The sequence below is a fragment of the Pseudescherichia sp. genome, assembly GCF_031979925.1.
In the GTDB taxonomy this organism is placed as follows: Bacteria; Pseudomonadota; Gammaproteobacteria; order Enterobacterales; family Enterobacteriaceae; genus Pseudescherichia.
Map to the genome: position 1 here is coordinate 222,532 of NZ_DALZFB010000004.1, position 26,153 is coordinate 248,684.

A 26,153-nucleotide genomic window follows, 5' to 3' on the forward strand; every position below is an offset into this window, starting at 1 on the left:
TGACAACAATGACAATTAAAACCGCCCGCCGGTTATCGACCCTCTGCCTGTCGGGCGCGCTGACGCTCGGCTCGGTGAGTCAGGCGCAGGCCGCGCCCAACGATGCGGCGCTAAAGGCGCTGTTTGATCAGGCCAACTACTGGCATGAGAAATCCCACGACGATCTGGCGAGCGAGTCGCTGAAAAAAGTGCTGATGGTGGATGCCAACAATACCCAGGCGCTCTACCTGATGGCGCTCTGGGCGCAGCAAAATGGCGATCTGCAAACCGCTGCCCAGTGGCGCACCCGGCTGGCGGCCGTTGCGCCGGACGATGCCGGACTACAGGCGCTGGATAACGCCAAACAGCTGGCGCAGGTGCCCCAGGGGCAGCTGACCCTGGCCCGCCAGCAGGCGCGTAGCGGCAACGTCCCGGCGGCGCTGGCTACCTGGCGCAGCATGTTTAATGGCGATACCCCGCCACCAAGCCTGGCTCCGGAGTACTACCTGACCATGGGCAGCGATAAGTCGCTCTACCCGCAGGCGATAGGGGAGCTTCAACGTTTTGTTGCCGAGAACCCGCAGGACAACGCGGCGCGGGTCGCGCTGGGTAAAATGCTGACGTGGCGGGAGGATACCCGCCGCGATGGGATCGCCCTGCTGGAGCCGATGGCCAGCGGCAGTCGCGAGGCCGATGACGGCCTGCGTCAGGCGCTGCTCTGGCTGAGGCCGCAGGCGGGAGACGAGCGGTACTACGATAACTTCCTCCAGCGCCACCCCCAGGATGGCGACGTGCAGGCCTACTATCGGAAAAACGTCGGCGGCGCAGCGAAGGGCGAGGGCTTTACCGCCCTCAACAGCGGCGATACCGGCTCGGCGAAGCGCCAGTTTGAGCAGGTACTGCAAACTAACCCTGAGGACGCCGACGCCCTGGCCGGACTGGGCTACATCGCCCAGCGCAACGGCGACTACAAAGCAGCCTCGCAGTACCTGAGCCGCGCAGCGAGCCAGGGGGGCGAGGCCTCAACGGAGCGCAAAACCCAGGCGGATGACGCGGCCTTCTACGGCCAGCTGGCCGAGGCGCAGCAGGCGCTGAAGGAGGGCAACGTCAGCCAGGCGCTGGTCCTCTCCGCCCCGCTGGCCCAGCAGAGCGGCGAGCGCGGCACGGCGGCGAAGCTGTTCCGTGCCGACGTCCTGCGCCATAACAAAGACTATCCCCAGGCGGAGCAGGCCCTGCGCGCGGTGTTAAACGACCAGCCGCAAAACGCCGCCGCCAGGGAGAACCTCTTCTACGTTCTGCGGGAGCAGAACAAGTCTGACGAGGCGCAGGCAATGCTGCGCACGCTGCCCGCCAGCCTACAGGCGAAGCTCCAGCCGCGCATCGTCACCGGTCTGCCGGGGGATCCCATTCGTCGTCAGGCCCAGCAGGCCGCCGCTGCGGGCAATAGCCGGCAGGCTATCGCTATCCTCCAGCAGGGGGTGAGTCGCCTGCCGGACGATCCGTGGCTGCGTCTCGACCTTGCCCGCCTGCTGCAAAAGAGCGGCAGCGGCGACGAAGCCAGCACGGTGATGGCCCCGGCAGCGCGCAACGGCGCGGGGGCCAGCTCGCTCTACGCGGCGGCTCTCTTTGCCAGCGAGAATGGTGCATGGCAGCAGTCGCAAACTCTGCTGTCGCGTATCTCTCCCGCCAGTCAGAACGGGCAGATGCGCGATCTGGCCCAGCGGGTGAACTATAACCTCCAGCTGGCTACCGCCGAGCGCTACCTGGCTCAGGGCAATAATATTGCCGCCGCCAACACGCTGAAAACCCTGACCCATCGTCCGCCGGAAAGCCCGGTGGATGCGGGCAAGCTGGCGAAGCTGCTGGCCCAGAGCGGCGATCTCAACGGCGCGGTGGCGCTGGTGCGGGAAAACCTGCGCCAGGGCGTGCAGGGCAACGCCGGGGACTATGCCGATCAGGTTACGGTCCTGAATAAAGCCGGGCTGGACAACGAGGCGCAGGCTTTTCTTGCCAATCCAGAGTTGCAGGCACGCAGCACGCCCACGCAGCTGGCGGGGATCCGCAATGGCTACGTCATCAACGAGGCCGACCAGCTGCGCGAGCAGGGTAACTACGCTGCCGCCTATGACAAACTGATGCGGGCGATGCAGAGCGATCCGCAGAACACCGATCTGATGTTCGCCATGGCCCGCCTCTATCAGACCGGCAAGATGAACAAAGAGGCCGGGGTGGTCTACGACTACCTGATAACCCGGGATACTGACGATCAGGCCGCCCGCGTGGGAGCGATTGACGTGGCGCTGGCGGAGAACAACGTTGATAAGGCCCAGAGTCTCGCCAGCGGCCTGCGCAACGATAGCTCGGCGGACCGGATGCTGCTGCTGGCCCGGCTGGAAGAGGCAAAAGGCAACCACCAGCAGGCGATGACTTACCTGCGCAGTGCGCGGGGCAAGCTGCTGGGGATGGCGTCCACTAATGCCGCCGCCACGCCAACCATCAACGGCGTATTGCTGGCGGACAACCCGTTTGTGGGTAACAGCAAGACGGCGGCACGTTCAGCGTATAGCGACGGCGACAGCATGCCGTGGCAGGTGGCGCAGACGGCGCACGAGCCGGGCAGCACGCTGCCGGGGACAATGCGCACCGATCTGCCGATGGAGACCGTGCAGAGCCGAACCCTGCGTCAGGTCGATGAGATGATGCAGGATCTGCAGCAAAAAACCGGTATGTGGGTACAGGGTGGGGTAGAGATCCGCGGCCGCGACGGCGAATCTGGCACCAGCAAGCTGACCGAAGCTAAAGCACCGCTGACGTGGTCCAGCTCGCCGTTTGGCGAATCGCGCTTCGAGTTCACCGCTACGCCGATTACGCTTAGTGCAGGCAGCGCTTCGGGGGATGCATGGCGTCGCTATGGCACTAACCCGCTCAACAATGCGATCAGCAATATTACCTCGTCGATTGATAATACCGAGAACTCAGCGGATCCCACGGCGGCGAACTTCAGCGATCTGCTGGACTACAACGGTGAAAACCTCTCTCCAATGACCGATGCGGGGCTGGCAAATCTGGCCAGCCTGTATGACTCAGGCCGTCTGAAGGCGCTCAGCGTATCGAACTTCAAGTCGAGTTTAGATAACCGCATTAGCTCTTCGACCGACTCGCAAAAGGCCAATGGCGTTGAGCTGGCGATGGCGCTTAGCGGCGAACAGTACCGGATCGATATCGGCACGACGCCGCTGGGTCAGGATCTCAGCACGCTGGTGGGCGGCGTGCAGTGGTCACCGAAGCTGACCAACTATCTGACATTGATCCTCAAAGGCGAGCGTCGTGCCGTCACCGACAGCCTGCTCTCCTACGTCGGTATGAAGGATGCCTACTCCGGGAAAACCTGGGGACGGGTAACGAAAAACGGCGGTAGCGCGCAGCTGGGCTACGACGACGGCGATGCGGGTTTCTACGTGAACGGTGGCGGTTATAGCTACATCGGGGAGAACGTTGCCAGCAACACCAGCATGAATGCCAGCGCCGGGGTCTATCTGCGTCCGTATCATGATGATTTCCGGGCATTACAGACCGGCCTGAACGTCAGCTGGATTGATTTCTCGAAAAACCTCAGCTACTACACCTACGGTCAGGGCGGCTACTTCAGCCCGCAAAACTACGTCAGCGTCTCGCTGCCGGTAGATTTCTCGCAGAAAATTGATAACTGGAAGCTGAACGTTGGCGGTTCCGTTGGCTATCAATCCTACAGCCAGGACAGCAGCGACTACTTCCCCACCAGCGGCGAGGCGCAGGACCTGCTGAAGGATCTCTACGACCTCGGCTATGCCCGTGACTACCGCTACGGCGGCAGCTCGGAGAGCGGCGTCGGCTACACCGTGCGGGCGGGCGTGGACTACAACGTTAATAAAGATATGACGATAGGCGGCAAGGTCGGCTATGACACGTTCGGCAACTACAACGAAAGCACCGCCGGGCTTTACTTCCGCTATATGTTAGGAGGCAACTGATGACCCAGCATGGTCAATATTCACCGCTGATGAGCTACTTTCAGCAGCAGCAGACGCCAGCGGGCTGGTTCGATCTGCTGACCATTATGATCGACAACATGGTGCGTAACGTGGGGCAGACGGATAGCCAGCCTTTTCTGCGCCAGATGGGGGAGGCGATGGCCGAGCGTTTTCCGCTGCCCGACTCGGAAACGGTGGGAGAGCTGGAGGCGAATATCAATGCCCTGCTGCGCCAGTTCAACTGGGGCTTTATCGATATTGTAGCCAACGAAAACGGCATGCTGCTGCGTCACGAGGGGCTACCGCTGGGACGCGATGACGATCGGCAGCGCTGGTGCCACGCCTTTTGTGCGATACTGGAGGGCCTCTACGCCCGCTGGTTGCAGGCGCAGGGCGGGGGAGCGCACGTCACCGTACAGCGCGAGCGTCTGTTTTCCCATTCCGACGTTCAGTTCCGTTACCACAATCCACAGTGAGTCCAGCCACAATGAGTCCAGCTATGGTTAAGCGCGTCGTTGCCGTAATGGTTATTCTGGGGGGGCTGCTGTCTGCCTCTTTTGCTCAGGCGGGCACCGCCTGGGATACCTATAAATCCCGCTTTCTGATGCCGGACGGGCGTATCGTTGATACCGGCAATAAAAACGTCTCCCACACCGAAGGCCAGGGCTTTGCCATGCTGATGGCGGTGGCGAATGACGATCGCGCCAGCTTCGACAAGATGTGGGCCTGGACGGAGAAGACGTTAAAAAACAAAGAGACCGGGCTGTTCTACTGGCGCTATAACCCGGTCGAGCCGGATCCGATCCCCGATAAAAATGACGCCTCCGACGGCGACGCGCTGATCGCCTGGGCACTACTGAAGGCCGATACGCGCTGGCATGACGGGCGCTACAGCGCCGCCTCGGACGCCATCACCAAAGCGCTGGTGAGCCAGACGGTGATTAACTTTGCGGGCTATCGCGTTATGCTGCCGGGCGCGAACGGGTTCAACCTCAACAGCTACGTGAACCTCAACCCCTCCTATTTCATCTTCCCGGCGTGGCAGGCGTTCGCCGATCGCAGCCACCTGACGGTGTGGCGGGAGCTGATCCGCGACGCGCAGACGCTGACGGGTAAAATGGGCTGGGGTAAGGCGAATCTGCCTACCGACTGGGTGGCGCTGGCTGCCGATGGCAAGATGCAGCCCGCTAAAGAGTGGCCGCCGCGCATGAGCTACGACGCAATACGTATTCCGCTCTATATCGCCTGGCAGGATCCAAATAGCCCGCTGCTGACGCCATGGCGCAGCTGGTGGCAGACGTTCAGCCGCAGCCAGACCCCGGCCTGGGTCAACGTTACCACCAACGAAGGCGCGCCCTACAATATGAATGAAGGGCAGCTGGCGGTGCGGGATCTCACCCTCGGTGTGAAAAATGGCGAGCCGCAGATTACCGCTCAGGACGACTACTACTCCGCGAGCCTGAAGATGCTCTCCTGGCTGGCAGAGCAGCGGTAGCAGGCAATAAAAAAGCCGGGTGGCGGCTTCGCCTTACCCGGCCTACAAAACAGATGCCATTCGTTGATATCGGTATTTACCGTAGGCCCGGCAAGCTATGCGCCGCCGGGCGTAATGGCGTTACTGCGGATACGGTACCCAGTCCCCGCCGTTAAGACGCACATACGGTTTGTTCTGGTACTGGATCACAATGGCGTTGGCGTTCTCCGACACCGGGGCCGTCTGCGGCAGGTTGCTGGTCAGGCTGTCCCAGTTGACGCTATCTTCGGTAAACAACTTGCCGTCCACCGAACGGGCAACCAGCTCCGATACTGCCAGGAAGCTGCTCGGCTGATCGACCACTACCGGCGCACCCTCGTGCGGTGCCTTCATCCCGAAGAACTTGATGCCTGCTGGAACGTTGGTAATAGACGGGCTGGGGATATCGCGCAGGCCGGAAACCTGCATCTTATCGCCCTGCAGCGCGCCGCCATGCTCTGGCACCATTACGACCATCACCTTACGGCCCGATTTCTCCAGGGTATTGAAGAACGCATCCAGCTCGTCAAATAGCTTCTGGGCGCGCACCTTGTAGTCCGCCGTCTTGCTCACGCCAGGGAAGTGGTTCCCGTCGTGCAGCGGCAGCAGGTTAAAGAAGGTGGCCGTGCGCTGGTTTCCATCCTGGGACTGCATCCAGCGATTGAGCACCGCCGTATCGTCGTACACCGGTGAGCCGTCAAAGGAGAGCAGGGCGGTCGGGAGACCAGCCTGATCCATCAGCGGAGCCTGCATGCCACCGTTATCACGCACCTCTTTCAGGAAGCCGCCGAAAACGCCGTTGTGGTCGAGCATAAACTGCTGCGAGAAGCCGAGCTGCGCCAGGTTATCAAACAGGTAGCACTGGTTACCCGCCTGCTGATAGAGGTTTTTGTGCGACGGCTGGCCGCAGCTGGCGCGCAGGAGGCGGATCGCCGCCGGGCCGCTGTAGGAGGTCGCCGAGTTGAAGTGCTTAAACTGAATATCAAAGTGCGACCACAGCGGATGCGACATCAGGCCTGCCGCCTCGACGTCCGCCCACGACAGGGAGCAGATGTTGATCACCAGCAGCTCAAACGGCTGGGCATCGGCAGGCAGCTGCGTCGGGAAGCGGACCTGGCGCTTCTCTTCTGCGGTATAGAAGCTGTTCAGCCATGCGTCGAGGTTCGCCGTAGTCGGCGGTGCGGTCTGCGCCGGAATATCCCCGACCACCGGTTTGTCCGCTGCGGCGGCGATAGTGGCCGCGGCGTTGCCACCGGTGGTAGTAACGGTATTAGTAGGCTGACCAGCTGGCCATAGGGAGAAGGTCGGCCCGGTCAGGGTCAATACGTTCAGCCAGACCATAATCGCCACCACAAAAACGGTCACGCGGATCCACTGCGCCAGGAAGAGCCAGGCCACCAGCAGAACAAAAATTCCACCGATCATCTGCCAGTTGATAAAGCGCGTGACCAGATCCAGCAGATAGTCACCGCTAAACCCGGCCACCTGCGATCCCTGGCTGAGCATGCTCTGCGGGCCGGGGAGCCAGGTGTCGTGCCAGAAGAGGGCAAAGCCAATGGGAATGGCGATCCAGTGGCGCAGGCGGTGCACGCTAAGCCGCGGCAGCGGGATCAGCAGGAACGCCATAAACACCAGGTTTAACAGCGCGTGAAAGTTGAGGTAGCCCGCCCACAGCAGCCCAAATTTCACCAGAAAATAGAAGTTCCAGCCGGCAAGGCCGCGCCAGTATTGCCACAGCGGTGAGGGCGAGGAGGCGGTAAGGGTTTGATTAGTCATCTTTTCGTTTTGCCTTGACGGTCGAAGCACTGCGCCATGTGCCAACCGGTTTTACATAGCGCGGTTTAATAAACAGCATGCGAAGCACGGCTTTGATTCGCCGAATGTAGTGGCGCGTGATATAGCCGAGCGGGAAAAAGATCAGGGCGCACAGCACCACCAGCTGAATGATATCGCTTAACTGCATCATGATGTCTGCTCCGAAGCCCCGCCCGGCAACCGGTGCGGCTGCGGTATGCGCCGCCAGCTCTGGCCGTTGTGTTCAGCGTTAATAATGGGGTTTGGCCCATCGATCACCGGCAGTGGTTTACCCCACTTCTCCGGCAGCAGAGCGCGCATCTGCACCAGTTCGGCGGCAATCTGGTTATCTTCAAACCATACCACCCGGTTCGAGAAGATATCGGCGATGGGCAGCGGGAAGATATGGTTCAGGGCGGTATCGAGATCGTTGACCCGGCAGAAGGAGAGGAACAGCATCAGCCGGTTATCGCCGATGGTCATGATATCGCCCACGCGGTTCGGGCGGCACAGGGTCAGCGCCTGCTCTACGCGGATGCCGGGCACGGGACGCAGCGCAACCAGTACCCCTTTGCCATCCGTCGGCAGCAGCGTATTGCTGAGCATATTACTTACCGCATCGCAGAAGGTGTCCCATGTCTGGTAGCCGCGCAGCTTCAGCGGCTGGGTCATGGTCAGCAGGGCGGCGATATCCTCCGGCACCGGACGGTTAAACTGCTGCCCCTGCACGCTCTCAATCAGCGTCAGGCAGCGGGAGAGGGGCGCGTTCCACGGGATAACCATGTTCGCCCCGCAGCCCAGCAGCAAACGTTCATCGGTGGCGCGCAGGCTGGCGTTCTTCTCACGGACAATAATTTTTAACGCGCTGCCGCGCTGGCGGCGCAGGGTGTGGATCTGGCGGGCCAGCCCCTCAATCTGGTTATTCTGCATCAGCGAAAAGATGATGGTGGCCGCCTGGGTGGTACGTGCCTCGCTAAACAGGGCTTCGTTATTATCAAATAGCGTCCAGTGTTCCGAAAGCGGCGGCGCGCCCTCTAATACCATTACGTTACTTAAAATACGCTTCTCATCGCTGCGCGGCTGCACCGACGCCTGCTCCTGCTGGGCTATTTTCCAGCTGCTGTTATTTTGCTCAACAATAAGCTGCTGGCGAGCGCTTACGCCTTTTTCATTAAACCAGAAGGCGACGTCATAAAGATGCATGTCGGCCTGGCAACGCAGGCTCGCCAGGCCAAAAAGTGAGCGATATTCGCCCATCAAAAATGAGTATTGCTTATCATTATTGTTGCCGGGGTTAACTATCAGCAATGTGCAGTCGTGATATTTCGCCCAAGCATGTATTTTTTCCAGCCAGACGCGCAAATTATCGACGGATATATTTTGCCAGGCGTTATTGGCACAGAGTAAAACAAGAAAGTAGTGTTGGGGGTCAATAGCGCTGATGAGATCGCGGGTAAAAAAGGATAGCCCGTTCTCATGATTAGGCATAGTAAAAAGATGGATTTTATCGGGACCGTGACCGGCCTCTAAATTAATAATTTTATTAGGATCGTTACCCATAGTTATCAGCGCCGCCCGGGTTTTTTTATGCTGGGCAGCAAGGGTATGATTCACCAGGTTTATGGCATCCTCTTCGCGATCGGCGTTGACCCACCAGACTCCGCCAGCTGGCATGTGGCTCAACTCATCCCATAATGACTGGATGCCAAGGGTAAATATGGGCTTCACGGCGTCTCTCTTAATCAAATTTGTCTGCACCTTAGTTTACTAGCGAAAGCCGAGAAATAAACCTAACATTGAAATTAAAGAACATCACATTTAGCATGTAAATCAATTTTCGGCGGCGGTACGCGCTGGTGTCTGTTCATGGGTTTTCACTCAAAGAGATGCAGTAAAAATGTATAACAAAGAATCGACCGGTCAGACTGATTCAACCCTGGGTTATACCTTTCAGAACGACTTCCTGGCCCTGAGCCGGGTTTTTTCGCTGCCTGAAATTGATTACACCGATATATCCCAACGTGAACAGCTGGCTATGGCGATAAAACGCTGGCCGTTGCTTGCTGAATTTGCCCGCCAACAATAATTAATAAGGAAGACGTGGATGGCCATTCTGGGTCTGCAAGGCATTCGCGGAGGCGTGGGGACCACATCGGTAACCGCAGCGCTGGGCTGGGCGCTACAGCTGCTGGGAGAGTCGGTGCTGATGATCGACGCCTCTCCGGATAACATGCTGCGCCTCTCGTTCAACGTTGAGTTTACCCACGCTGATGGTTGGGCGCGGGCGCTGTTGGACGATAAAGAGTGGCGCAATGCAGGTCAGCGCTACACCTCTTGCCTCGATCTGCTGCCGTTTGGCCAGCTGGCCGCCGGTGAGCGGGAAAACCTCTACGCTCTGCACGATCGCCTCGTCCCGTTCACCGCTGCACTCCAGGCGCTGAAGGCGCAGGGAAATTACCAGTGGATCCTGCTCGACCTGCCGGCGGACTTTACGCCGCTCACCCGAGAGCTGCTGGCGCAGTGCGACCATACGCTAACCGTGGTGAAGCCCGATACTAACTGCCACGTTCGCCTGCACCAGCAGGCGTTGCCGTCCGGCACGCATCTGTTAATTAACGATCTGCGCATCGGCAGCCTGTTACAGGACGATCTCTACCAGGTCTGGCTCCAGAGCCAGCCCCGCCTGCTGCCGATGGTTATCCACCGCGATGAGGGGATGGTAGAGTGCCTGGCGGCGAAGCAGCCCCTGGGTGAGTACCGCAATGACTCGCTGGCGGCCGAGGAGATCCTGACCCTGGCCAACTGGTGCCTGCTGCACTGCGCCGGGCCGGATCGCATTCATCACCCTGACAATACCGGGCAGATTGTATGAGCCGCCTTGCCGCCTTGCTGTTGATCCCCCCGGTAAACGCCCGCCTGAGCGAGCGTTACCAGCTTTACCGGAGTCACGGCGCACCGGCGTTTAGCGCCGCCCTCGGCTGCCTGTGGGTTATCCTTGCGTGGCTGTTTATTCCGCTGGAGCACCCACGCTGGCAGCAGCTCCGCGCTCGCCACGCGGAATTTTATCCCCATATTCGCGCCGAGCGGCCGCGTCCCCTCGACCCGGCCCGCTACCTGCTGCAAACTATCTGGCTGCTGATCGGTGCGCATAATGCTCCGACCACGCGGGCGCGAACGAGCAAGCGTGCACGCTTTACCCATTTCCGCCGCCGCTACCTCAACTGGCTGGACGCCCTGCCATCGAAGGTGAGCAGCCGCACAAGCCATATGGAAGGGGAGAAAGAGCTGGCGCATCTCAAGCCAATCGTCCGTCGTTTTATCATCGGCGTGATTGTCTTCTTCTCGCTGATCCTGGCTCTGCTCTGCATCACCCAGCCGTTTAACCCCTGGTCGCAGTTTATCTTCCTGCTGCTGCTGTGGGGCGTGGCGCTGCTGGTGCGGCGTATTCCGGGGCGTTTCTCGGCCCTGATGCTGATTGTTCTGTCGCTGACCGTCTCCTGCCGCTACATCTGGTGGCGCTACACCTCGACGCTCAACTGGAACGATCCGGTCAGCCTGGTGTGCGGCCTGGTGCTGCTGTTTGCTGAAACCTACGCGTGGATTGTGCTGGTGCTCGGCTACTTCCAGGTGGTGTGGCCGCTTAACCGCCAGCCGGTGCCGCTGCCGAAGGATATGTCCCAGTGGCCGTCGGTGGATATCTTCGTCCCGACCTACAACGAAGATCTTAACGTGGTGAAGAACACTATCTATGCTGCGTTGGGTATCGACTGGCCGAAGGATAAGCTGAAAATCTGGATCCTCGACGACGGCGGCCGCGAGTCGTTTCGCCAGTTTGCCGAGATGGTAGGGGTAGAGTACATCGCCCGTACCACCCATGAGCATGCCAAAGCAGGCAACATCAACAATGCGTTGCAGTATGCGAAGGGGGACTTTGTCTCGATCTTCGACTGTGACCACGTGCCAACGCGCTCGTTCCTGCAGCTCACCATGGGCTGGTTTATCAAAGATAAGAAGCTGGCGATGATGCAGACTCCGCACCACTTCTTCTCGCCGGATCCCTTTGAGCGTAACCTGGGCCGCTTCCGCCAGACGCCGAACGAAGGCACTCTGTTCTACGGCCTGGTGCAGGACGGGAATGATATGTGGGATGCCACCTTCTTCTGCGGCTCCTGTGCGGTGATCCGGCGTGGTCCGCTGGATGAGATCGGCGGCATTGCGGTAGAGACCGTGACCGAGGATGCGCACACCTCTCTGCGCCTGCACCGTCGCGGCCATACCTCAGCCTATATGCGTATTCCGCAGGCGGCGGGGCTGGCGACCGAAAGCCTGTCGTCCCACATCGGGCAGCGCATCCGCTGGGCGCGCGGCATGGTGCAGATCTTCCGTCTCGATAACCCGCTATTCGGAAAAGGGCTGAAGCTAGCGCAGCGGCTCTGCTACGTCAACGCCATGTTCCACTTTCTCTCTGGCGTGCCCCGGCTGATCTTCCTCACCGCACCGCTGGCGTTCCTGCTGCTGCACGCCTATATCATCTACGCCCCGGCGCTGATGATCGCCCTGTTCGTGCTGCCGCACATGGTTCACGCCAGCCTCACCAACTCGAAGATTCAGGGAAAATATCGCCACTCGTTCTGGAGTGAGATCTATGAAACGGTGCTGGCCTGGTATATCGCCAGACCCACAATGGTGGCGCTGTTTAACCCGCACAAAGGCAAGTTTAACGTGACCTCAAAAGGCGGCCTCGTCGAGGAGGAGTATGTCGACTGGGTGATCTCCCGGCCTTATATCTTCCTCGTGCTGCTGAACATTGTCGGTGTGCTGGTAGGCGTCTGGCGCTACTTCTACGGTCCAGAGACCGAGATGCTGACCGTGGTCGTGAGTATCGTCTGGGTCTTCTACAACCTGATCGTGCTGGGCGGTGCGGTGGCGGTATCGGTAGAGAGCAAGCAGGTGCGCCGGGCGCACCGCGTTGAGATCTCTATGCCAGCGGCTATCGCCCGTGACGATGGGCATCTCTTCTCCTGTACGGTGCACGACTTCTCCGACGGCGGGGTAGGGATCAAGATCAACGGCCAGTCACAGGTGCTGGAGGGGCAGAAGGTCAATCTGCTGCTTAAGCGCGGCCAGCAGGAGTATGTCTTCCCGGCGCAGGTGGTACGCGTCCACGGCAGGGAAGTGGGCCTGCAACTCATGCCGCTGACCACCCGCCAGCATATCGATTTTGTTCAGTGCACCTTCGCCCGCGCGGATACCTGGGCGCTCTGGCAGGACAGCTTCCCGGAAGATAAACCCCTGGAGAGCATGCTGGATATTCTCAAGCTTGGCTTCCGTGGCTATCGCCACCTGGCCGAATTTGCTCCATCGTCCGTGAAAATGATTTTCCGGACGCTTACTTCCCTGATCTCCTGGGTTGTGTCGTTCATTCCCCGCCGACCTGCGCGGGGCGTGGTAGTGCAGCAGCCGGATCCGGTTTTAGCCCAACAATGATGATAATGCGATGAAAAGAAAACTTTCCTGGATTTGTGCAGTGGCGGTTGGGATGAGTGCTTTCCCGTCGCTGGTCACCCACGCGGCCCCGGCTACCCCGATGGTCACCGTGCCTGCTGCGCCTGAAACGCCTGAGGCGCAGGCCGCTGCGCCCGCAGCCGATCCGCAGGCCGTCGGCCAGGTGATGCCTGGCGTAACCGGTGCCAATGCGCCCATCGTTGCGGAGAACGCCCCGTCGCGGGAGGTGAAGCTCTCTTTCGCCCAGATCGCGCCCCCGCCGGGAAGCATGGTGCTGCGTGGAGTCAAACCCGACGGTCAGATCGAATTCGGGATGCGCAGCGACGAAGTGGTATCGAAGGCGATGCTGAACCTGGAGTACACCCCGTCGCCATCGCTGCTGCCGGTGCAGTCGCAGCTGAAGGTCTATCTTAACGATGAGCTGATGGGCGTCCTGCCGGTTACCAAAGAGCAGCTGGGCAAGAAGACTCTCGCCCAGCTGGCTATCGATCCGCTCTATATCACCGACTACAACCGGGTGCGGCTGGAGTTTGTTGGCCACTACCGCGACGTCTGTGAAAACCCGGCCAGCAGTACGCTGTGGATGGACGTCGGGCGCAGCAGCTCGCTGGAGATGACCTACCAGTCCCTGCCGCTGAAAAACGACCTGTCCCACTTCCCGGTGCCGTTCTATGACGCACGGGATAACCGTCCGCTGGTGCTGCCGATGGTCTTTGCCGGTGCGCCCCCGCTGGAGCAGCAGCAGGCGGCAGGCATTGTCGCCTCCTTCTTTGGCTCCCGTATGGGCTGGCGCGGCCAGAGCTTCCCGGTGATCTACAACGGGCTGCCGGATCGGAACGCCATTGTGTTTGCCACCAATGACAAGCGTCCAGACTTCCTGCGCGACGCGCCGCCGGTGAACGCCCCGACGGTGGTGATGATGGATCACCCTAACAACCCCTACGTGAAGCTGCTGGTGGTCTTTGGCCGCGATGATAAAGATCTGCTCCAGGCGGCGAAGGGCATGGCTCAGGGCAACGTCCTGTTCCGTGGCGATCGCGTGGAGGTGAATGACGTCAAGCCGCTGCTGGCCCGTAAGCCGTACGATGCGCCAAACTGGGTGCGCACCGACCGGGCCATCTCGTTTGCCGAGCTGAAAAACTACGAGGAGCAGCTTCAGTCGGTGGGCCTTGAGCCGAACCCGATCAGCGTGGCGCTGAACCTGCCGCCGGATCTCTATCTGCTGCGTAGCAACGGCATCGATATGGATCTCAACTACCGCTACACTGCGCCGCCAACCAAAGACAGCTCGCGGATGGATATCAGCCTGAACAACCAGTTCCTGCAATCCTTCAACCTCACCAGCAACCAGGATACTAACCGCCTGCTGCTGCGCCTGCCGGTACTGCAGGGGCTGCTGGATGGCAAAACCGCCGTCACTATTCCGGCGCTACAGCTGGGGGCGCTCAACCAGCTGCGCTTTGATTTCCAGTATATGAACCCGACGCCGGGCGGCACCGTTGATAACTGCGTCACCTTCCAGCCGGTGCAGAACCGGGTAGTGATTGGCGATGACTCGACCATCGACTTCTCGAAGTACTACCACTTTATTGCGATGCCGGACCTGCGTGCCTTTGCCAACGCAGGCTTCCCGTTCAGCCGGATGGCGGACCTTGCGGACACCATCGTGGTGCTGCCAGCCAATCCGACCCAGGGCCAGCTGGCGACGCTGCTGGACTCCATTGGGCAGATTGGCGCACAAACCGGTCTTCCGGCCGTTAACCTGACCCTGACCAACGACGGCAGCCAGATCCAGAACAAGGATGCCGACGTGCTGGTGATCGGCGCTATCCCGGATAGCCTGAAGGATGACAAGCGCATCGACCTGCTGGTGCAGGCGACGCAGAGCTGGGTGAAGACGCCGCAGCGCCAGACCACCTTCCCGTCTATCGTCCCGGATAATACCGATCGCCAGGCGGATGCCCAGACGGCGGTGACCTCCAGCGGCCCGATGGCGGCCATTGTCGGCTTCCAGTCGCCGTACAACGACCAGCGCAGCGTGGTTGCCCTGCTGGCGGATAGCCCGCGCGGCTACGAGCTGCTGAACGAGGCGATGAACGATAGCGGTAAACGTGCAGCAATGTACGGTTCCGTGACGGTGATCCGCGAGTCCGGCGTGAATGGTCTGCGGGTAGGGGATGTCTACTACGTCGGCCATCTGCCGTGGTTCGAGCGGATCTGGTATGCGCTCTCTAACCACCCGGTGCTGCTGGCAGTGCTGGCTGCGGTGAGCGTCGTGCTGCTGGCTTGGGTACTGTGGCGTCTGCTGCGCATCATCAGCCGTCGCCGTCTCGACCCACACGATGAGTAAGCCATGAAGACCTTACTGCGTGGAGCGATCGCCGCCACGCTGCTGCTGGCGGCGGCGAGTACGCACGCCGCCTGTAGCTGGCCGGCGTGGAACGCGTTTAAAAAGGATTACCTCAGCGACGGCGGCCGGGTGATCGATCCCAGCGACGCCCGGAAGATCACTACCTCTGAGGGGCAGAGCTACGGGCTGTTTTTCGCCCTCGCCGCCAACGATCGACCCGGCTTCGACAAGATCCTTCAGTGGACCGAGGATAACCTCGCCGGGGGCAATCTTGGGACCCATCTTCCCGCCTGGCTGTGGGGCAAGAAGGGCGAAGCGGAGTGGACGGTGCTGGACACCAACTCCGCCTCCGACGCCGATATCTGGATCGTCTGGTCGCTCTTTGAGGCCGGACGCCTGTGGAAAGAGCCGCGCTACACCGCGCTGGCCCAGGGGCTGCTCAAGCATATCGTCAGCGAAGAGGTGGTGAACGTGCCGGGGCTGGGTTCGATGCTGCTGCCGGGCAAAATTGGCTTCGCCGAGAAAGAGAGCTGGCGCTTTAATCCCAGCTATCTGCCGCCGCAGGTGGCGCAGTATCTTACCCGCTTTGGCGCACCCTGGACCGCGTTGCGAGAGACCAACCTGCGTCTACTGCTGGAGACCGCCCCTAAAGGCTTCTCTCCGGACTGGGTGAGCTATGAGAAAAATCGCGGCTGGAACCTGAAGCCCGAGAGCAAGCTGGTTTCGAGCTACGACGCCATCCGCGTCTATCTGTGGATCGGCATGATGCACGACAGCGATCTGCAAAAAAATCGTCTGCTGGCGCGCTTTAAGCCGATGGCGGCGCTGACGGCGAAAAACGGCGTGCCGCCGGAGAAAGTGAACGTGATCACCGGCGCGGCACAGGGCAGCGGCGCGACAGGCTTCTCTGCCGCCATGCTGCCGTTTATGCAAAACCGCGATGCACAAGCGGTGCTGCGCCAGCGCGTTGCCGACAACTTTCCCGGCAGCGACGCCTATTACAGCTACGTGCTCACCCTCTTTGGACAGGGCTGGGATGAGCACCGTTTTCGTTTCACCTCCCAAGGTGAGTTACAACCTGACTGGGGCCAGGAATGCGCACGCTAACCCTACGCTTACTTGCTTTATCGCTGGGCATCGCGCTGATGCCAAAGACGTATGCGGCCCCGACAGCCCAGCAGCAACAGCTGCTTGAGCAGGTCCGGCTCGGAGAATCTACCCGCCGCGAGGATCTGGTGCGCCAGTCTCTCTACCGGCTGGAGCTTATCGATCCCAATAATCCCGAGACGATCGCCGCCCGCCAGCGTTATCTGCTGCGCCAGGGCGATACCGCAGGCGCGCAGCAGCAGCTCGATCGGCTGGCCCAGCTTGCCCCTGACTCTGCGGCGTACCGGGAAGCTAAAAGCACCATGACGCTCTCTACCGCCCAGGGGCGGCAAGGATTGCAGGAGGCGCGACTGCTGGCAACCACCGGTCACACGGCGGAGGCCATAGCGGCCTACGACAAAATTTTGCAGGGTAACCCGCCGGATAGCGATCTTGCTGCCGAGTACTGGACGCTGGTGGCAAAAGTGCCCGAGCGGCGCAGCCAGGCCATTACCCAGTTGAAGAGCGCCAACGCCCGCTACCCAGGCAACCCTCAGCTGCAAAACTCGCTGGCGCAATTGCTGTTTGCCAACGGGCGCAGCGACGAAGGCTACGCCGTCCTGCGGCAGATGGCGAAGTCGGGTACTACCCGCGAAGCGGCAGCGGCCATCTGGTATCAACAGATTCAAGCTATGCCAGTGAGCGATGCCAGCGTGCAGGCGCTGCAACAGTTTCTGAACGAATTTAGCAGCGGCGATACGGTGGATACGGCCCGGGCAACGCTGGCGACACAGCAGCAGCAGCTGGCCGATCCGGCGTTCCGCGCCCGTTCACGCGGGCTGGCCGCGGTTGATGCCGGGCAAGGCGGGCAGGCTATTGCCCCGCTGCAGCAGGCGCTGAGCGCCGACCAGAACGACGGTGAAACCACCGGGGCGCTCGGCCAGGCTTATTCGCAAAAGGGCGATCGCGCCCGGGCGGTTCCCCTGCTAGAGAAAGCCATTGCCCTTGCGCCGCAGAGCAGCAACCGCAGCAAGTGGGATAGCCTCCTGCAAACTAACCGCTACTGGCTGCTGATCCAGCAGGGCGACGCCGCGCTGAAGGCCAATAACCCTGCTCAGGCGGAACGCCTTTATCAGCAGGCGCGCGCGGTGGATAACACCGACAGCTATGCCGTGCTGGGCCTGGGGGACGCCGCCGCCGCCCGCAAGGACAACGCCGCCGCCGAGCGCTATTACCAGCAGGCGCTGCGCATGGACAGCGGCAACAGCAACGCGGTGCGCGGCCTGGCCAACCTCTATCGCGAACAGTCGCCGGAAAAAGCCTCCGCCTGGATTGCCTCTCTCTCTGCCAGCCAGCGTCGCAGCGTAGATGACATTGAACGAAGCCTCGCCAACGATCGGCTGGCGCAGCAGGCTGAAGCCCTGGAGAACCAGGGGCGCTGGGCGCAGGCGGCTGAAGTTCAGCGCCGTCGCCTGGCTGCCGATCCGGACAGCGTCTGGATCGCCTACCGCCTCTCCCGCGACCTCTGGAGCGCCGGGAAGCACGCCGAGGCCGACGCGCAGATGCGCGATCTGGTTCGGCGTCAGCCTAACGATCCGACTCAAATTTACGCCTACAGCCTCTATCTCTCTGGCAACGACCAGGATCGTGCCGCGCTGGCGCACCTCAACACTCTGCCGCGCAGCAGATGGGACAGCAATATGCAGGAGCTGGCGAGCCGCCTTGAGGGCAACCAGCTGCTGGAGACCGCCAACCGCCTGCGCGACAGCGGCCAGGAGCAGGAGGCCGAAGCGCTGCTTAGGCAGCAGCCCGCCTCCACGCGTATCGACATGACCCTCGCGGACTGGGCGCAGCAGCGCGGTGATTACGCTGCTGCGCGCGCCGGGTATGAGGCCGTGCTGACCCGTGAACCGGCTAACGCTGACGCTCGCCTGAGCCTGGTGGAGGTAGCGATTGCTGAGGGGAACCCGCTTGCAGCGCGCCAGCAGCTGGCAGCGATGAACGGGATGCCGCAGACCGAGCCGCCGTCTATTAACATGCAGCGCCGAATGGCGCTGGTGCGGTCGCAGCTGGGGGACAGGGTGCTGGCCCAGCGCACCTATGACACCATCGTCCCCGAAGCGAAGGCGCTGCCGCCGTCGCAGGATAGCGCCCTGGTGCTGCGTGACTATGGCCGCTTCCAGCAGGCTAACGGTCAGCCGCAGCCTGCGTTGGAGAGCTACAAACAGGCGATGGTCGCGGCAGGTATTGCGCCGACGCCCGCCCAGGATAACGACACCTTTACCCGCCAGACGCGTAACGATGCCAGCGATGACTGGCTGAAGCGCGGCCTGCGCAGCGATGCCGCCGATCTCTATCGCCAGCAGGATCTAAATGTCACGCTCGAGCATGACTACTGGGGCTCCAGCGGCACCGGCGGCTACTCCGATCTGAAAGCCAACACCACCATGTTGCAAGCCGATGCGCCGCTGGCCGACGGCCGGATGTTCTTCCGTACCGACTACGTCAATATGAACGTCGGCTCCTTCGCCACCGATGAGAACGGACTGTACGATCCCAACTGGGGGACCTGCGGCCAGCTCAACTGCGTTAACGGCGACAAGAGCCAGTCCGATGGCGGGGCGAGCATTGCGGTTGGCTGGCGCAACGACACCTGGGCAGGGGATATCGGCACCACGCCGATGGGCTTCCGGGTGGTGGATATTGTCGGCGGTCTGAGCTACAGCAACGATCTCGGCCCGGTAGGCTATACGCTGGACGTGCATCGTCGTCCCATCTCCAGCTCCCTGCTGGCCTTCGGCGGTCAGAAGGACGCCTCCAGCTACTATCACGATCCGGACGATGAGGATAACGATCGCGGCGGCACCGGCAAGACCTGGGGTGGCGTCCGATCCACCGGCGGCGGCGTTAGCCTGAGCTATGACCAGGGCGAAGCGCACGGCGTCTGGGCGAGCCTCAGCGCCGACTCGCTCACCGGTAAAAACGTGGATGACAACTGGCGCGTGCGCTGGATGACCGGCTACTACTACAAGCTGGTCAACGAAGATAACCGCCGCGTCACCGTCGGCCTGAACAATATGCTCTGGCACTACGATAAAGATCTCAGTGGCTACACCCTGGGCCAGGGGGGCTACTACAGCCCGCAGAAATATCTCTCGTTTGCCGTGCCGGTAACGTGGCGTGAACGAACCGAGAACTGGTCGTGGGAGCTGGGCGGTTCGGTCTCTTGGTCGCACTCGGCAACCAGCACTCAGGCTACCTATCCGCTGCTGAATTTGATCCCGGATACCTATCGCGCCCGGGCGGCAGATGAGAAAGAGTTTGGATCGAAAAGCAACGGCTTTGGCTATACGGCGCGCGCCCTGCTTGAGCGCCGCATTACCTCCAACTGGTCCATCGGTGCCGCCATCGATATTCAGCAGGCGGAGGATTACACTCCGAGCCACGGCATGCTCTACGTCCGCTACTCGCAGGCGGGATGGCAGGGCGATATGGATTCGCCGCCGCGGCCGCTGACGCCTCACGCCGACTGGTAACGCGCAAGGCTCTCTATCGCAGTCTTATTCTGCTGTCAGAATCGAGTATACTCTGACAGCAGGCAGGTAGCCGTCGGTTACTTTTGCGGACACGGAGTATTTGGAGAGTCAATTTGCGCGTTAGCCGTTCGTTAACCATTAAACAGATGGCGATGGTCTCGATCGTCGCCATGGTGTTTATTTTCCTTTTTTGCGTCATTTTGCTGTTCCATTTCGTACAGCAGAATCGCTACAACACGGGTACGCAGCTGGAGAGCATTGCGCGCTCGGTGCGTGAGCCGCTCTCTGCCGCCATTCTGAAGGGCGACATTGCCGACGCGGAGGCTATCCTTAAACGCATCCAGCCCGCTGGCGTGGTCAGCCGGGCGGACGTCGTTCTGCCGAACCAGTTCCAGGCCCTGCGCATGAGCTTTATCCCCGAGCGTCCGGTTCCCGTGACCATCACCCGGCTCTTTGAGCTGCCGGTGCAGATTTCGCTGCCCATCTACTCCCTTGAGCGCCCGGCCAATCCGCAGCCGCTGGCCTATCTGGTACTGCAGGCGGACTCCTTCCGCATGTATAAGTTCGTGATGAGCACCGTTTCAACGTTAGTTACTACTTACTTACTGTTAGTCCTGATCATGACGGTGGCGCTCACCTGGTGCATTAGCCGGCTGATCATCCGCCCGCTGCGCAAGATCGCTCGAGAGCTGAACGACCTGTCGCTACAGGATCACCCTGGACACCAGCTGGCGCTGCCCCGTCACCATCATGACGATGAGATTGGCATGCTGGTTCGCGGCTATAACCGTAACCAGCAGATGGTGCTGCGCCAGCATGAAGAGCTGAACAGCCAGGTAACGCGCTTTCCTGTATCAGAGCTACCGAACAAAGCCTTTATGATGGCCCTGCTGGAACAGACCGTGGCCCGGCAAAAAACTACCGCGCTGATGGTTATTGCCTGTGAAACCCTGCAGGATACCGCAGGGGTGCTGAAGGAGAGCCAGCGTGAAATGCTGCTCCTGACGCTGGTAGAGAAGATGAAGTCGGTGCTGGCCCCGCGCATGGTACTGGCCCAGGTCAGTACGGATACCTTTGTCATCATTGGCAATGGGGCCAGCGAGCCGTGGCACGCCATTACGCTGGGTCAGCAAGTGCTCACTGTTATCAATGAACGTCTGCCGGTGCAGAGTATTCAGCTGCGCCCGAGCGCCAGCATTGGCATCGCCATGTTTTACGGTGACGTAACGGCGGAGCAGCTCTACCGCCGGGCTATCTCAGCGGCGCTCTCCGCCCGTCGCAAAGGCAAAAATCAGATCCAGTTCTTCGACCCTGAACAGATGGCGACGGCGCAGAAGCGGCTGACGGAAGAGAGCGATATCTTAAACGCGCTGGATAACCATCAATTTGCCATCTGGCTACAGCCGCAGGTCAATCTGGCTACGGGCGAGGTAGTGAGCGCCGAGGCCCTCCTGCGTCAGCAGCAGCCGGATGGCAGCTGGGAGCTGCCGGAGGGGCTTATCGACAGCATTGAGTCCTGCGGGCTGATGGTTGTTGTAGGCCACTGGGTGCTGGAGGAGTCCTGCCGCCAGCTCGCGGCCTGGCAGGCGCGGGGCATTATGCTGCCGCTGTCGGTTAACCTCTCGGCGTTGCAACTGATGCACGAGGACATGGTGCGGGATCTGCTTGCGCTGCTGGAGCGCTACCGCATCGCGCCCGGTACGCTGATCCTCGAGGTGACCGAAAGCCGGCGCATTGACGATCCGCACGCAGCGGTGGCTATCCTGCGTCCGCTGCGCAACGCCGGGGTGCGCATTGCGCTGGATGATTTCGGCATGGGCTACGCGGGCCTGCGCCAGCTCCAGCATATGAAGTCGCTGCCGGTGGACGTGCTGAAGATCGACAAGATTTTTGTTGAAGGCCTGCCGGAGGATAGCAGCATGGTCTCGTCGATAATCCATATGGCCCGCAGCCTCGATCTCAATATCATTGCTGAAGGCGTCGAGACCGAGGCGCAGCGCGCATGGCTGCAGGAGGCAGGGGTGGAGATGGCCCAGGGTTACCTCTTTGGCCGCGCAGTGGCCCCGGAGGCGTTTGAGCAGCTAAATCTTCCCCGTCTGGCTGATGGCAGCGCGTAGAAACCGCGCTCACTTGTGCGAGCTGGCTCAAATTTTTTAACATTTCTGTTTCAAATTTGAAGTAAGTTTATTTCTGCGATGTTGTTCGGGTGTTATTTTAAGACCGCAGGTGAACCAACCCTACAATGCCTGTGGTTTTTAATTCAAGGACACCCTATGAAAACCTCACTCTTCAAAAGCCTCTACTTTCAGGTGCTGACCGCCATCGCCATCGGTATTCTGCTCGGTCACTTCTACCCTGAACTCGGCGCACAGATGAAGCCGCTTGGCGACGCCTTCGTGAAGCTGATTAAAATGATCATCGCCCCGGTGATCTTCTGTACCGTGGTAACCGGCATCGCAGGCATGGAAAGCATGAAGGCGGTAGGCCGCACCGGTGCGGTGGCGCTGCTCTACTTTGAAGTGGTTAGCACCCTGGCGCTGATCATCGGCCTGGTTATTGTCAACGTGGTGCAGCCGGGTGCAGGGATGAACGTTGATGTCGCTACCCTGGATGCCAAAGCGGTGGCGGTCTACGCTGCCCAGGCCGAGCAGCAGGGTACTATCGCCTTCCTGATGGACGTGATCCCCTCCAGCGTGATCGGCGCGTTTGCCAGCGGCAATATTCTGCAGGTGCTGCTGTTCGCCGTGCTGTTCGGCTTTGCACTTCATCGCCTTGGCCACAAGGGGCAGCTGATTTTTAACGTGATCGAGAGCTTCTCCCAGGTCATCTTCGGCATCATCAATATGATTATGCGTCTCGCCCCTATCGGCGCGTTTGGGGCCATGGCCTTTACCATCGGTAAATATGGCGTGGGCACCCTGGTGCAGCTCGGACAGCTGATCATCTGCTTCTACGCCACCTGTATTCTGTTTATCGTGGTGGTGCTCGGGAGCATTGCCCGTGCTACCGGCTTCAGCATCTTCAAATTTATCCGCTACATTCGCGAAGAGCTGCTGATCGTCCTTGGAACCTCGTCATCTGAATCGGCGCTGCCGCGCATGTTGGATAAGATGGAGAAGCTCGGCTGCCGTAAATCCGTGGTGGGACTGGTGATCCCCACCGGCTACTCTTTTAACCTCGACGGCACTTCTATCTACCTGACGATGGCGGCGGTGTTTATCGCCCAGGCTACCAACAGCCACATGGATATTGTCCATCAGATCACGCTGCTGGTGGTGCTGCTGCTCTCCTCTAAAGGGGCGGCGGGGGTCACCGGTAGCGGCTTTATTGTGCTGGCGGCCACGCTCTCTGCGGTGGGGCACCTGCCGGTCGCCGGGCTGGCGCTGATCCTCGGCATCGACCGCTTTATGTCTGAGGCGCGAGCGCTGACCAACCTGATCGGCAACGGCGTAGCAACTATCGTGGTGGCAAAATGGGTGAAAGAGCTGGACCATAAACAGCTGAAAAATACCCTTAATAACCGTGCGCCAGACGGCAAAACGGGCGAAATTTCCTCTTAATCTATCCACTTATGCCCGTTGTCCCTTGTAGGGGCGCGGGCACCTGCGCATAATTACCCCCTATTTTTTCACTTCCCGGTGTGACGTTTTGTTTTTTTGGCTGTCTAACACGGAGTGTTAAAACTTCATTTTAGGCCGCCTGCAGGATAGGCGGTCTTTTAACCAGGAATGTTGATCAGGGGTTTACATGCAGGGCACAAAAATTCGACTCATAACTGGTGGTTTGCTAATGATGGCAGCCAGTTACGTGCAGGCAGATGCGCTCCAGCCCGACCCGGCATGGCAACAGGGGACACTGGCAAACGGTTTTCAGTGGCAGGTGTTAAGTACGCCGCAGCGCCCTAGCGATCGCGTTGAGATCCGCCTGCTGGTGGATACCGGTTCGCTGACGGAGAGTACCCAGCAGAGCGGTTACAGCCATTTTATTCCCCGTATCGCGTTGTCCCACAGCGGCAGCCTCGAGCCAGCGCAGGTGCGCTCGCTCTGGCAGCAGGGGATTGATCCTAAACGCCCGCTGCCGCCCGCGCTGGTCTCTTATGACTACACGCTGTTTAGCCTGAGCCTGCCCAATAACCGCAACGATCTGCTGAAAGAGGCGCTGGTCTACCTCTCTGATATTACCGGCAAGCTCACCGTGACCCCGGAGACGGTAAACCACGCTCTGAATAGCAACGATATGGTGGCAACCTGGCCGCTAGAGACCAAAGATAACTGGTGGCGCTACCGCCTGAAAGGCTCCACCCTGCTGGGACACGATCCCGCGTCGCCGCTGAAGAAACCGGTGGATGAGGCCCAGCTGAAGGCTTTCTACCAGAAGTGGTACACGCCGGATGCCATGACGCTAATCGTAGTAGGCAATATCGACAGCCGCACCGTTGGCGAGCAGATCAATAAAACCTTTGGCGATCTGAAGGGGAAGCGGGAGACGCCTGCTCCGGTGCCGACGCTCTCTCCGCTACCACGCGAGCCGGTGAGCATCATGACCGACTCCGTCCGCCAGGACAGACTCTCGCTGATGTGGGACGTGCCGTGGCAGCCGATTCGTGAATCCGCCGCGCTGGAGCGCTACTGGCGTGCAGACGTCGCCCGCGAGGCGCTGTTCTGGCATCTTCAGCAGACTCTGACTAAAAATAACGCCAAAGATATTGGTCTCGGCTTCGACTGCCGGGTACTGTTCCAGCGTGCGCAGTGCGCGATTAACGTCGACTCCGCACCCGATAAGCTCAGCGCCAATCTTGGTATGATCGCTCGCGAGCTGAAAAAAGTGCGCGACAACGGCCTGTCAGAGGATGAGTTTAACGCCCTGATTGCCCAGAAAAAGCTGGAGCTGCAAAGGCTCTTCACGACCTATGCCCGCACCGATACTGACGTGCTGATCAGCCAGCGTATGCGCTCTCTGCAAAATCAGGTGGTGGATATTGCGCCTGAGCAGTACCAGAAGCTGCGGCAGAACTTCCTGAACGGCTTGACTACCGAGATGCTGAACCAGAGCCTGCGTCAACAGCTGACCCAGGAGCAGTCGCTGATACTGCTGCAGCCGAAAGGCGAGCCGGAGTTTAATATGAAGGAGCTGCAGGCCACCTGGGACCAGGTGATGAATGCCGAAACGTCAGCCCTTGTGCCCGTCAGTGATGACGTGCACCAGGACGTAACGGATATCCCGCCTGTTCAGCAGTAGCGGATTGCGATCTAACCCGGCCCGCGACAGGGGCCGGGAAAGTCCATCGATCAGTTCGGCATGGCCTCGCGGGGGATAATCGCTCCGCGATACTGGATCACGGTGCTGGCGGTCAGGTGACCGCGCTGCGCTGCCGCTTCGGCATCACCGCCGGTCAGGCGCACGGCCAGGTAGCCCGCGCTAAAGGAGTCGCCCGCCGCAGTGGTATCGATCACCTTCTCTTTCGGCAGCTTCACTGCCGGCACATCAATCACCGCTTCACCGGCAATTGCCACCAGGCAGGAGTCCGCGCCGCGCTTCACTACCACTTCGCTGACGCCAGCGGCCTGGGTACGGGCAATCACCTCTTCCACCGGCTTCTCACCCCACAGCGCATCCTCGTCGTCCAGGGTCAGGAAGGCGATATCGGTGCAGGTTAGCATCTGCTGGTAGACCTGCTGAGTCTCCTCTTTGCTGGCCCACAGGCGCGGACGGTAGTTGTTATCGAAAATCACCTTGCCGCCGTTAGCGCGGCACTCGCGCAGCAGGGAGAGCAGCTTGTCACGGCTGGCCGGGCTTAAGATCGCCAGGCTGATCCCGCTCAGGTAGAGGTAGTCAAAGGTCGCCAGCTCTTCACAGATGGCGGCGGCCTGCTCGCTCTCCAGCCAGAATTTAGCCGCGGCCTCGTTGCGCCAGTAGTAGAAGGTACGCTCGCCGGTGCTGTCGGTCTCGATGTAGTAGAGACCCGGCAGGCGGTTCTCCATGCGCTGGGTGAGGGAGGTATCAACGCTTTCGCTCTGCCAGGCGTCCAGCATCTGCTGGCTAAAATTATCCGTCCCCAGCGCCGTGACGTAGTGTACCGACAGCGCGGTCGGATCGACCTGGCGGGCAACGTAAACGGAGGTATTTAAGGTATCGCCACCAAAGCCACGGTTCACCTCTGTGCCTTTCTGTGACAGCTCAATCATGCATTCGCCAATGACGGCAATTTTCCTGGACATAGTCATCAACCTGAGTCGGATAAATATTGGGGTTAGTGTGCGTTGCGCGTGCTGCGTGGTCAATCATATTAAAACAACGTTCCAATAAATTTTTGAGCTGGCGCGTGTTAAGTGCAGATTCCGCCTCGCAGAATTTTATTTTGCTGCCTGATTGAACATAAA

General features: G+C 60.3%; 16 protein-coding genes. 12 read left to right on the top strand and 4 right to left on the bottom strand.

Annotated elements, in window-relative coordinates; all coding sequences use genetic code 11:
- The first annotated feature begins 8 nt into the window (after window positions 1–8).
- Genes RTM13_RS09385 through RTM13_RS09395 form a run of 3 tightly spaced genes read left to right on the top strand, consistent with a single transcriptional unit; the run spans window position 9 to window position 5,484 of the window.
- On the top strand, window positions 9–3,989 hold the full coding sequence (locus RTM13_RS09385) for a cellulose synthase subunit BcsC-related outer membrane protein (protein ID WP_312211783.1): 3,981 nt from the start codon (window positions 9–11) through the stop codon (window positions 3,987–3,989).
- Window positions 3,986–4,465: a cellulose biosynthesis protein BcsD gene (gene bcsD / locus RTM13_RS09390; protein WP_312211933.1), complete on the top strand. Its 480-nt coding sequence runs from the start codon at window positions 3,986–3,988 to the stop codon at window positions 4,463–4,465. Before RTM13_RS09385 ends, bcsD begins: the two co-directional genes overlap by 4 nt.
- Before the next feature lie 23 nt (window positions 4,466–4,488).
- The gene (locus tag RTM13_RS09395; protein ID WP_312211784.1) at window positions 4,489–5,484 is read left to right on the top strand and encodes a glycosyl hydrolase family 8; all 996 of its coding nucleotides are present in this window, start codon (window positions 4,489–4,491) and stop codon (window positions 5,482–5,484) included.
- Between the two features lie 120 nt (window positions 5,485–5,604).
- On the opposite strand, the gene bcsG is transcribed toward RTM13_RS09395, so the two are convergent.
- From bcsG to bcsE, 3 genes are read right to left on the bottom strand one after another with little or no spacing between them, the layout of a single operon-like run.
- Complete coding sequence (gene bcsG, locus RTM13_RS09400) at window positions 5,605–7,278, bottom strand: cellulose biosynthesis protein BcsG (protein ID WP_312211785.1); 1,674 nt, start codon at window positions 7,276–7,278, stop codon at window positions 5,605–5,607.
- Window positions 7,271–7,468, bottom strand: coding sequence for a cellulose biosynthesis protein BcsF (gene bcsF, locus RTM13_RS09405; protein WP_312211786.1), 198 nt, complete (start codon window positions 7,466–7,468; stop codon window positions 7,271–7,273). Before bcsF ends, bcsG begins: the two co-directional genes overlap by 8 nt.
- Window positions 7,465–9,024, bottom strand: a complete 1,560-nt coding sequence (bcsE, locus tag RTM13_RS09410) for a cellulose biosynthesis c-di-GMP-binding protein BcsE (RefSeq protein ID WP_312211787.1) — start codon at window positions 9,022–9,024, stop codon at window positions 7,465–7,467. The genes bcsF and bcsE overlap by 4 nt, the downstream gene beginning before the upstream one ends.
- Window positions 9,025–9,193: 169 nt before the next feature.
- Between bcsE and bcsR the strand changes: the two genes are divergently transcribed.
- The 9 genes from bcsR to RTM13_RS09455 all read left to right on the top strand — a co-directional run bounded on the left by bcsR (window position 9,194) and on the right by RTM13_RS09455 (window position 25,011).
- A complete protein-coding gene (bcsR, locus tag RTM13_RS09415; protein WP_312211788.1) occupies window positions 9,194–9,382 on the top strand; it encodes a cellulose biosynthesis protein BcsR in 189 nt (62 codons plus the stop codon).
- Between the two features lie 18 nt (window positions 9,383–9,400).
- Window positions 9,401–10,168, top strand: a complete 768-nt coding sequence (gene bcsQ, locus RTM13_RS09420) for a cellulose biosynthesis protein BcsQ (RefSeq protein WP_312211789.1) — start codon at window positions 9,401–9,403, stop codon at window positions 10,166–10,168.
- Window positions 10,165–12,783, top strand: coding sequence for a UDP-forming cellulose synthase catalytic subunit (bcsA, locus tag RTM13_RS09425; RefSeq protein WP_312211790.1), 2,619 nt, complete (start codon window positions 10,165–10,167; stop codon window positions 12,781–12,783). Before bcsQ ends, bcsA begins: the two co-directional genes overlap by 4 nt.
- A gap of 10 nt (window positions 12,784–12,793) precedes the next feature.
- On the top strand, window positions 12,794–15,151 hold the full coding sequence (gene bcsB / locus RTM13_RS09430) for a cellulose biosynthesis cyclic di-GMP-binding regulatory protein BcsB (protein ID WP_312211791.1): 2,358 nt from the start codon (window positions 12,794–12,796) through the stop codon (window positions 15,149–15,151).
- Window positions 15,152–15,154: 3 nt separating this feature from the next.
- Entirely contained in the window at window positions 15,155–16,258 is a 1,104-nt protein-coding gene (gene bcsZ / locus RTM13_RS09435) for a cellulose synthase complex periplasmic endoglucanase BcsZ (protein ID WP_312211792.1), read from the top strand.
- Complete coding sequence (bcsC, locus tag RTM13_RS09440) at window positions 16,246–19,773, top strand: cellulose synthase complex outer membrane protein BcsC (RefSeq protein ID WP_312211793.1); 3,528 nt, start codon at window positions 16,246–16,248, stop codon at window positions 19,771–19,773. Before bcsZ ends, bcsC begins: the two co-directional genes overlap by 13 nt.
- Window positions 19,774–19,886: 113 nt before the next feature.
- Window positions 19,887–21,890: a biofilm formation regulator HmsP gene (hmsP, locus tag RTM13_RS09445; protein ID WP_312211794.1), complete on the top strand. Its 2,004-nt coding sequence runs from the start codon at window positions 19,887–19,889 to the stop codon at window positions 21,888–21,890.
- Between the two features lie 156 nt (window positions 21,891–22,046).
- The gene (locus RTM13_RS09450; RefSeq protein ID WP_312211795.1) at window positions 22,047–23,333 is read left to right on the top strand and encodes a dicarboxylate/amino acid:cation symporter; all 1,287 of its coding nucleotides are present in this window, start codon (window positions 22,047–22,049) and stop codon (window positions 23,331–23,333) included.
- A gap of 187 nt (window positions 23,334–23,520) precedes the next feature.
- Window positions 23,521–25,011 (top strand): pitrilysin family protein, encoded by a 1,491-nt coding sequence (locus RTM13_RS09455; protein ID WP_312211796.1) that lies wholly within the window; start codon window positions 23,521–23,523, stop codon window positions 25,009–25,011.
- 50 nt (window positions 25,012–25,061) lie between these two features.
- Here the strand turns inward: RTM13_RS09455 and RTM13_RS09460 are convergent, their stop codons facing one another.
- A complete protein-coding gene (locus tag RTM13_RS09460; RefSeq protein WP_312211797.1) occupies window positions 25,062–25,991 on the bottom strand; it encodes a sugar kinase in 930 nt (309 codons plus the stop codon).
- Window positions 25,992–26,153 lie beyond the last annotated feature (162 nt).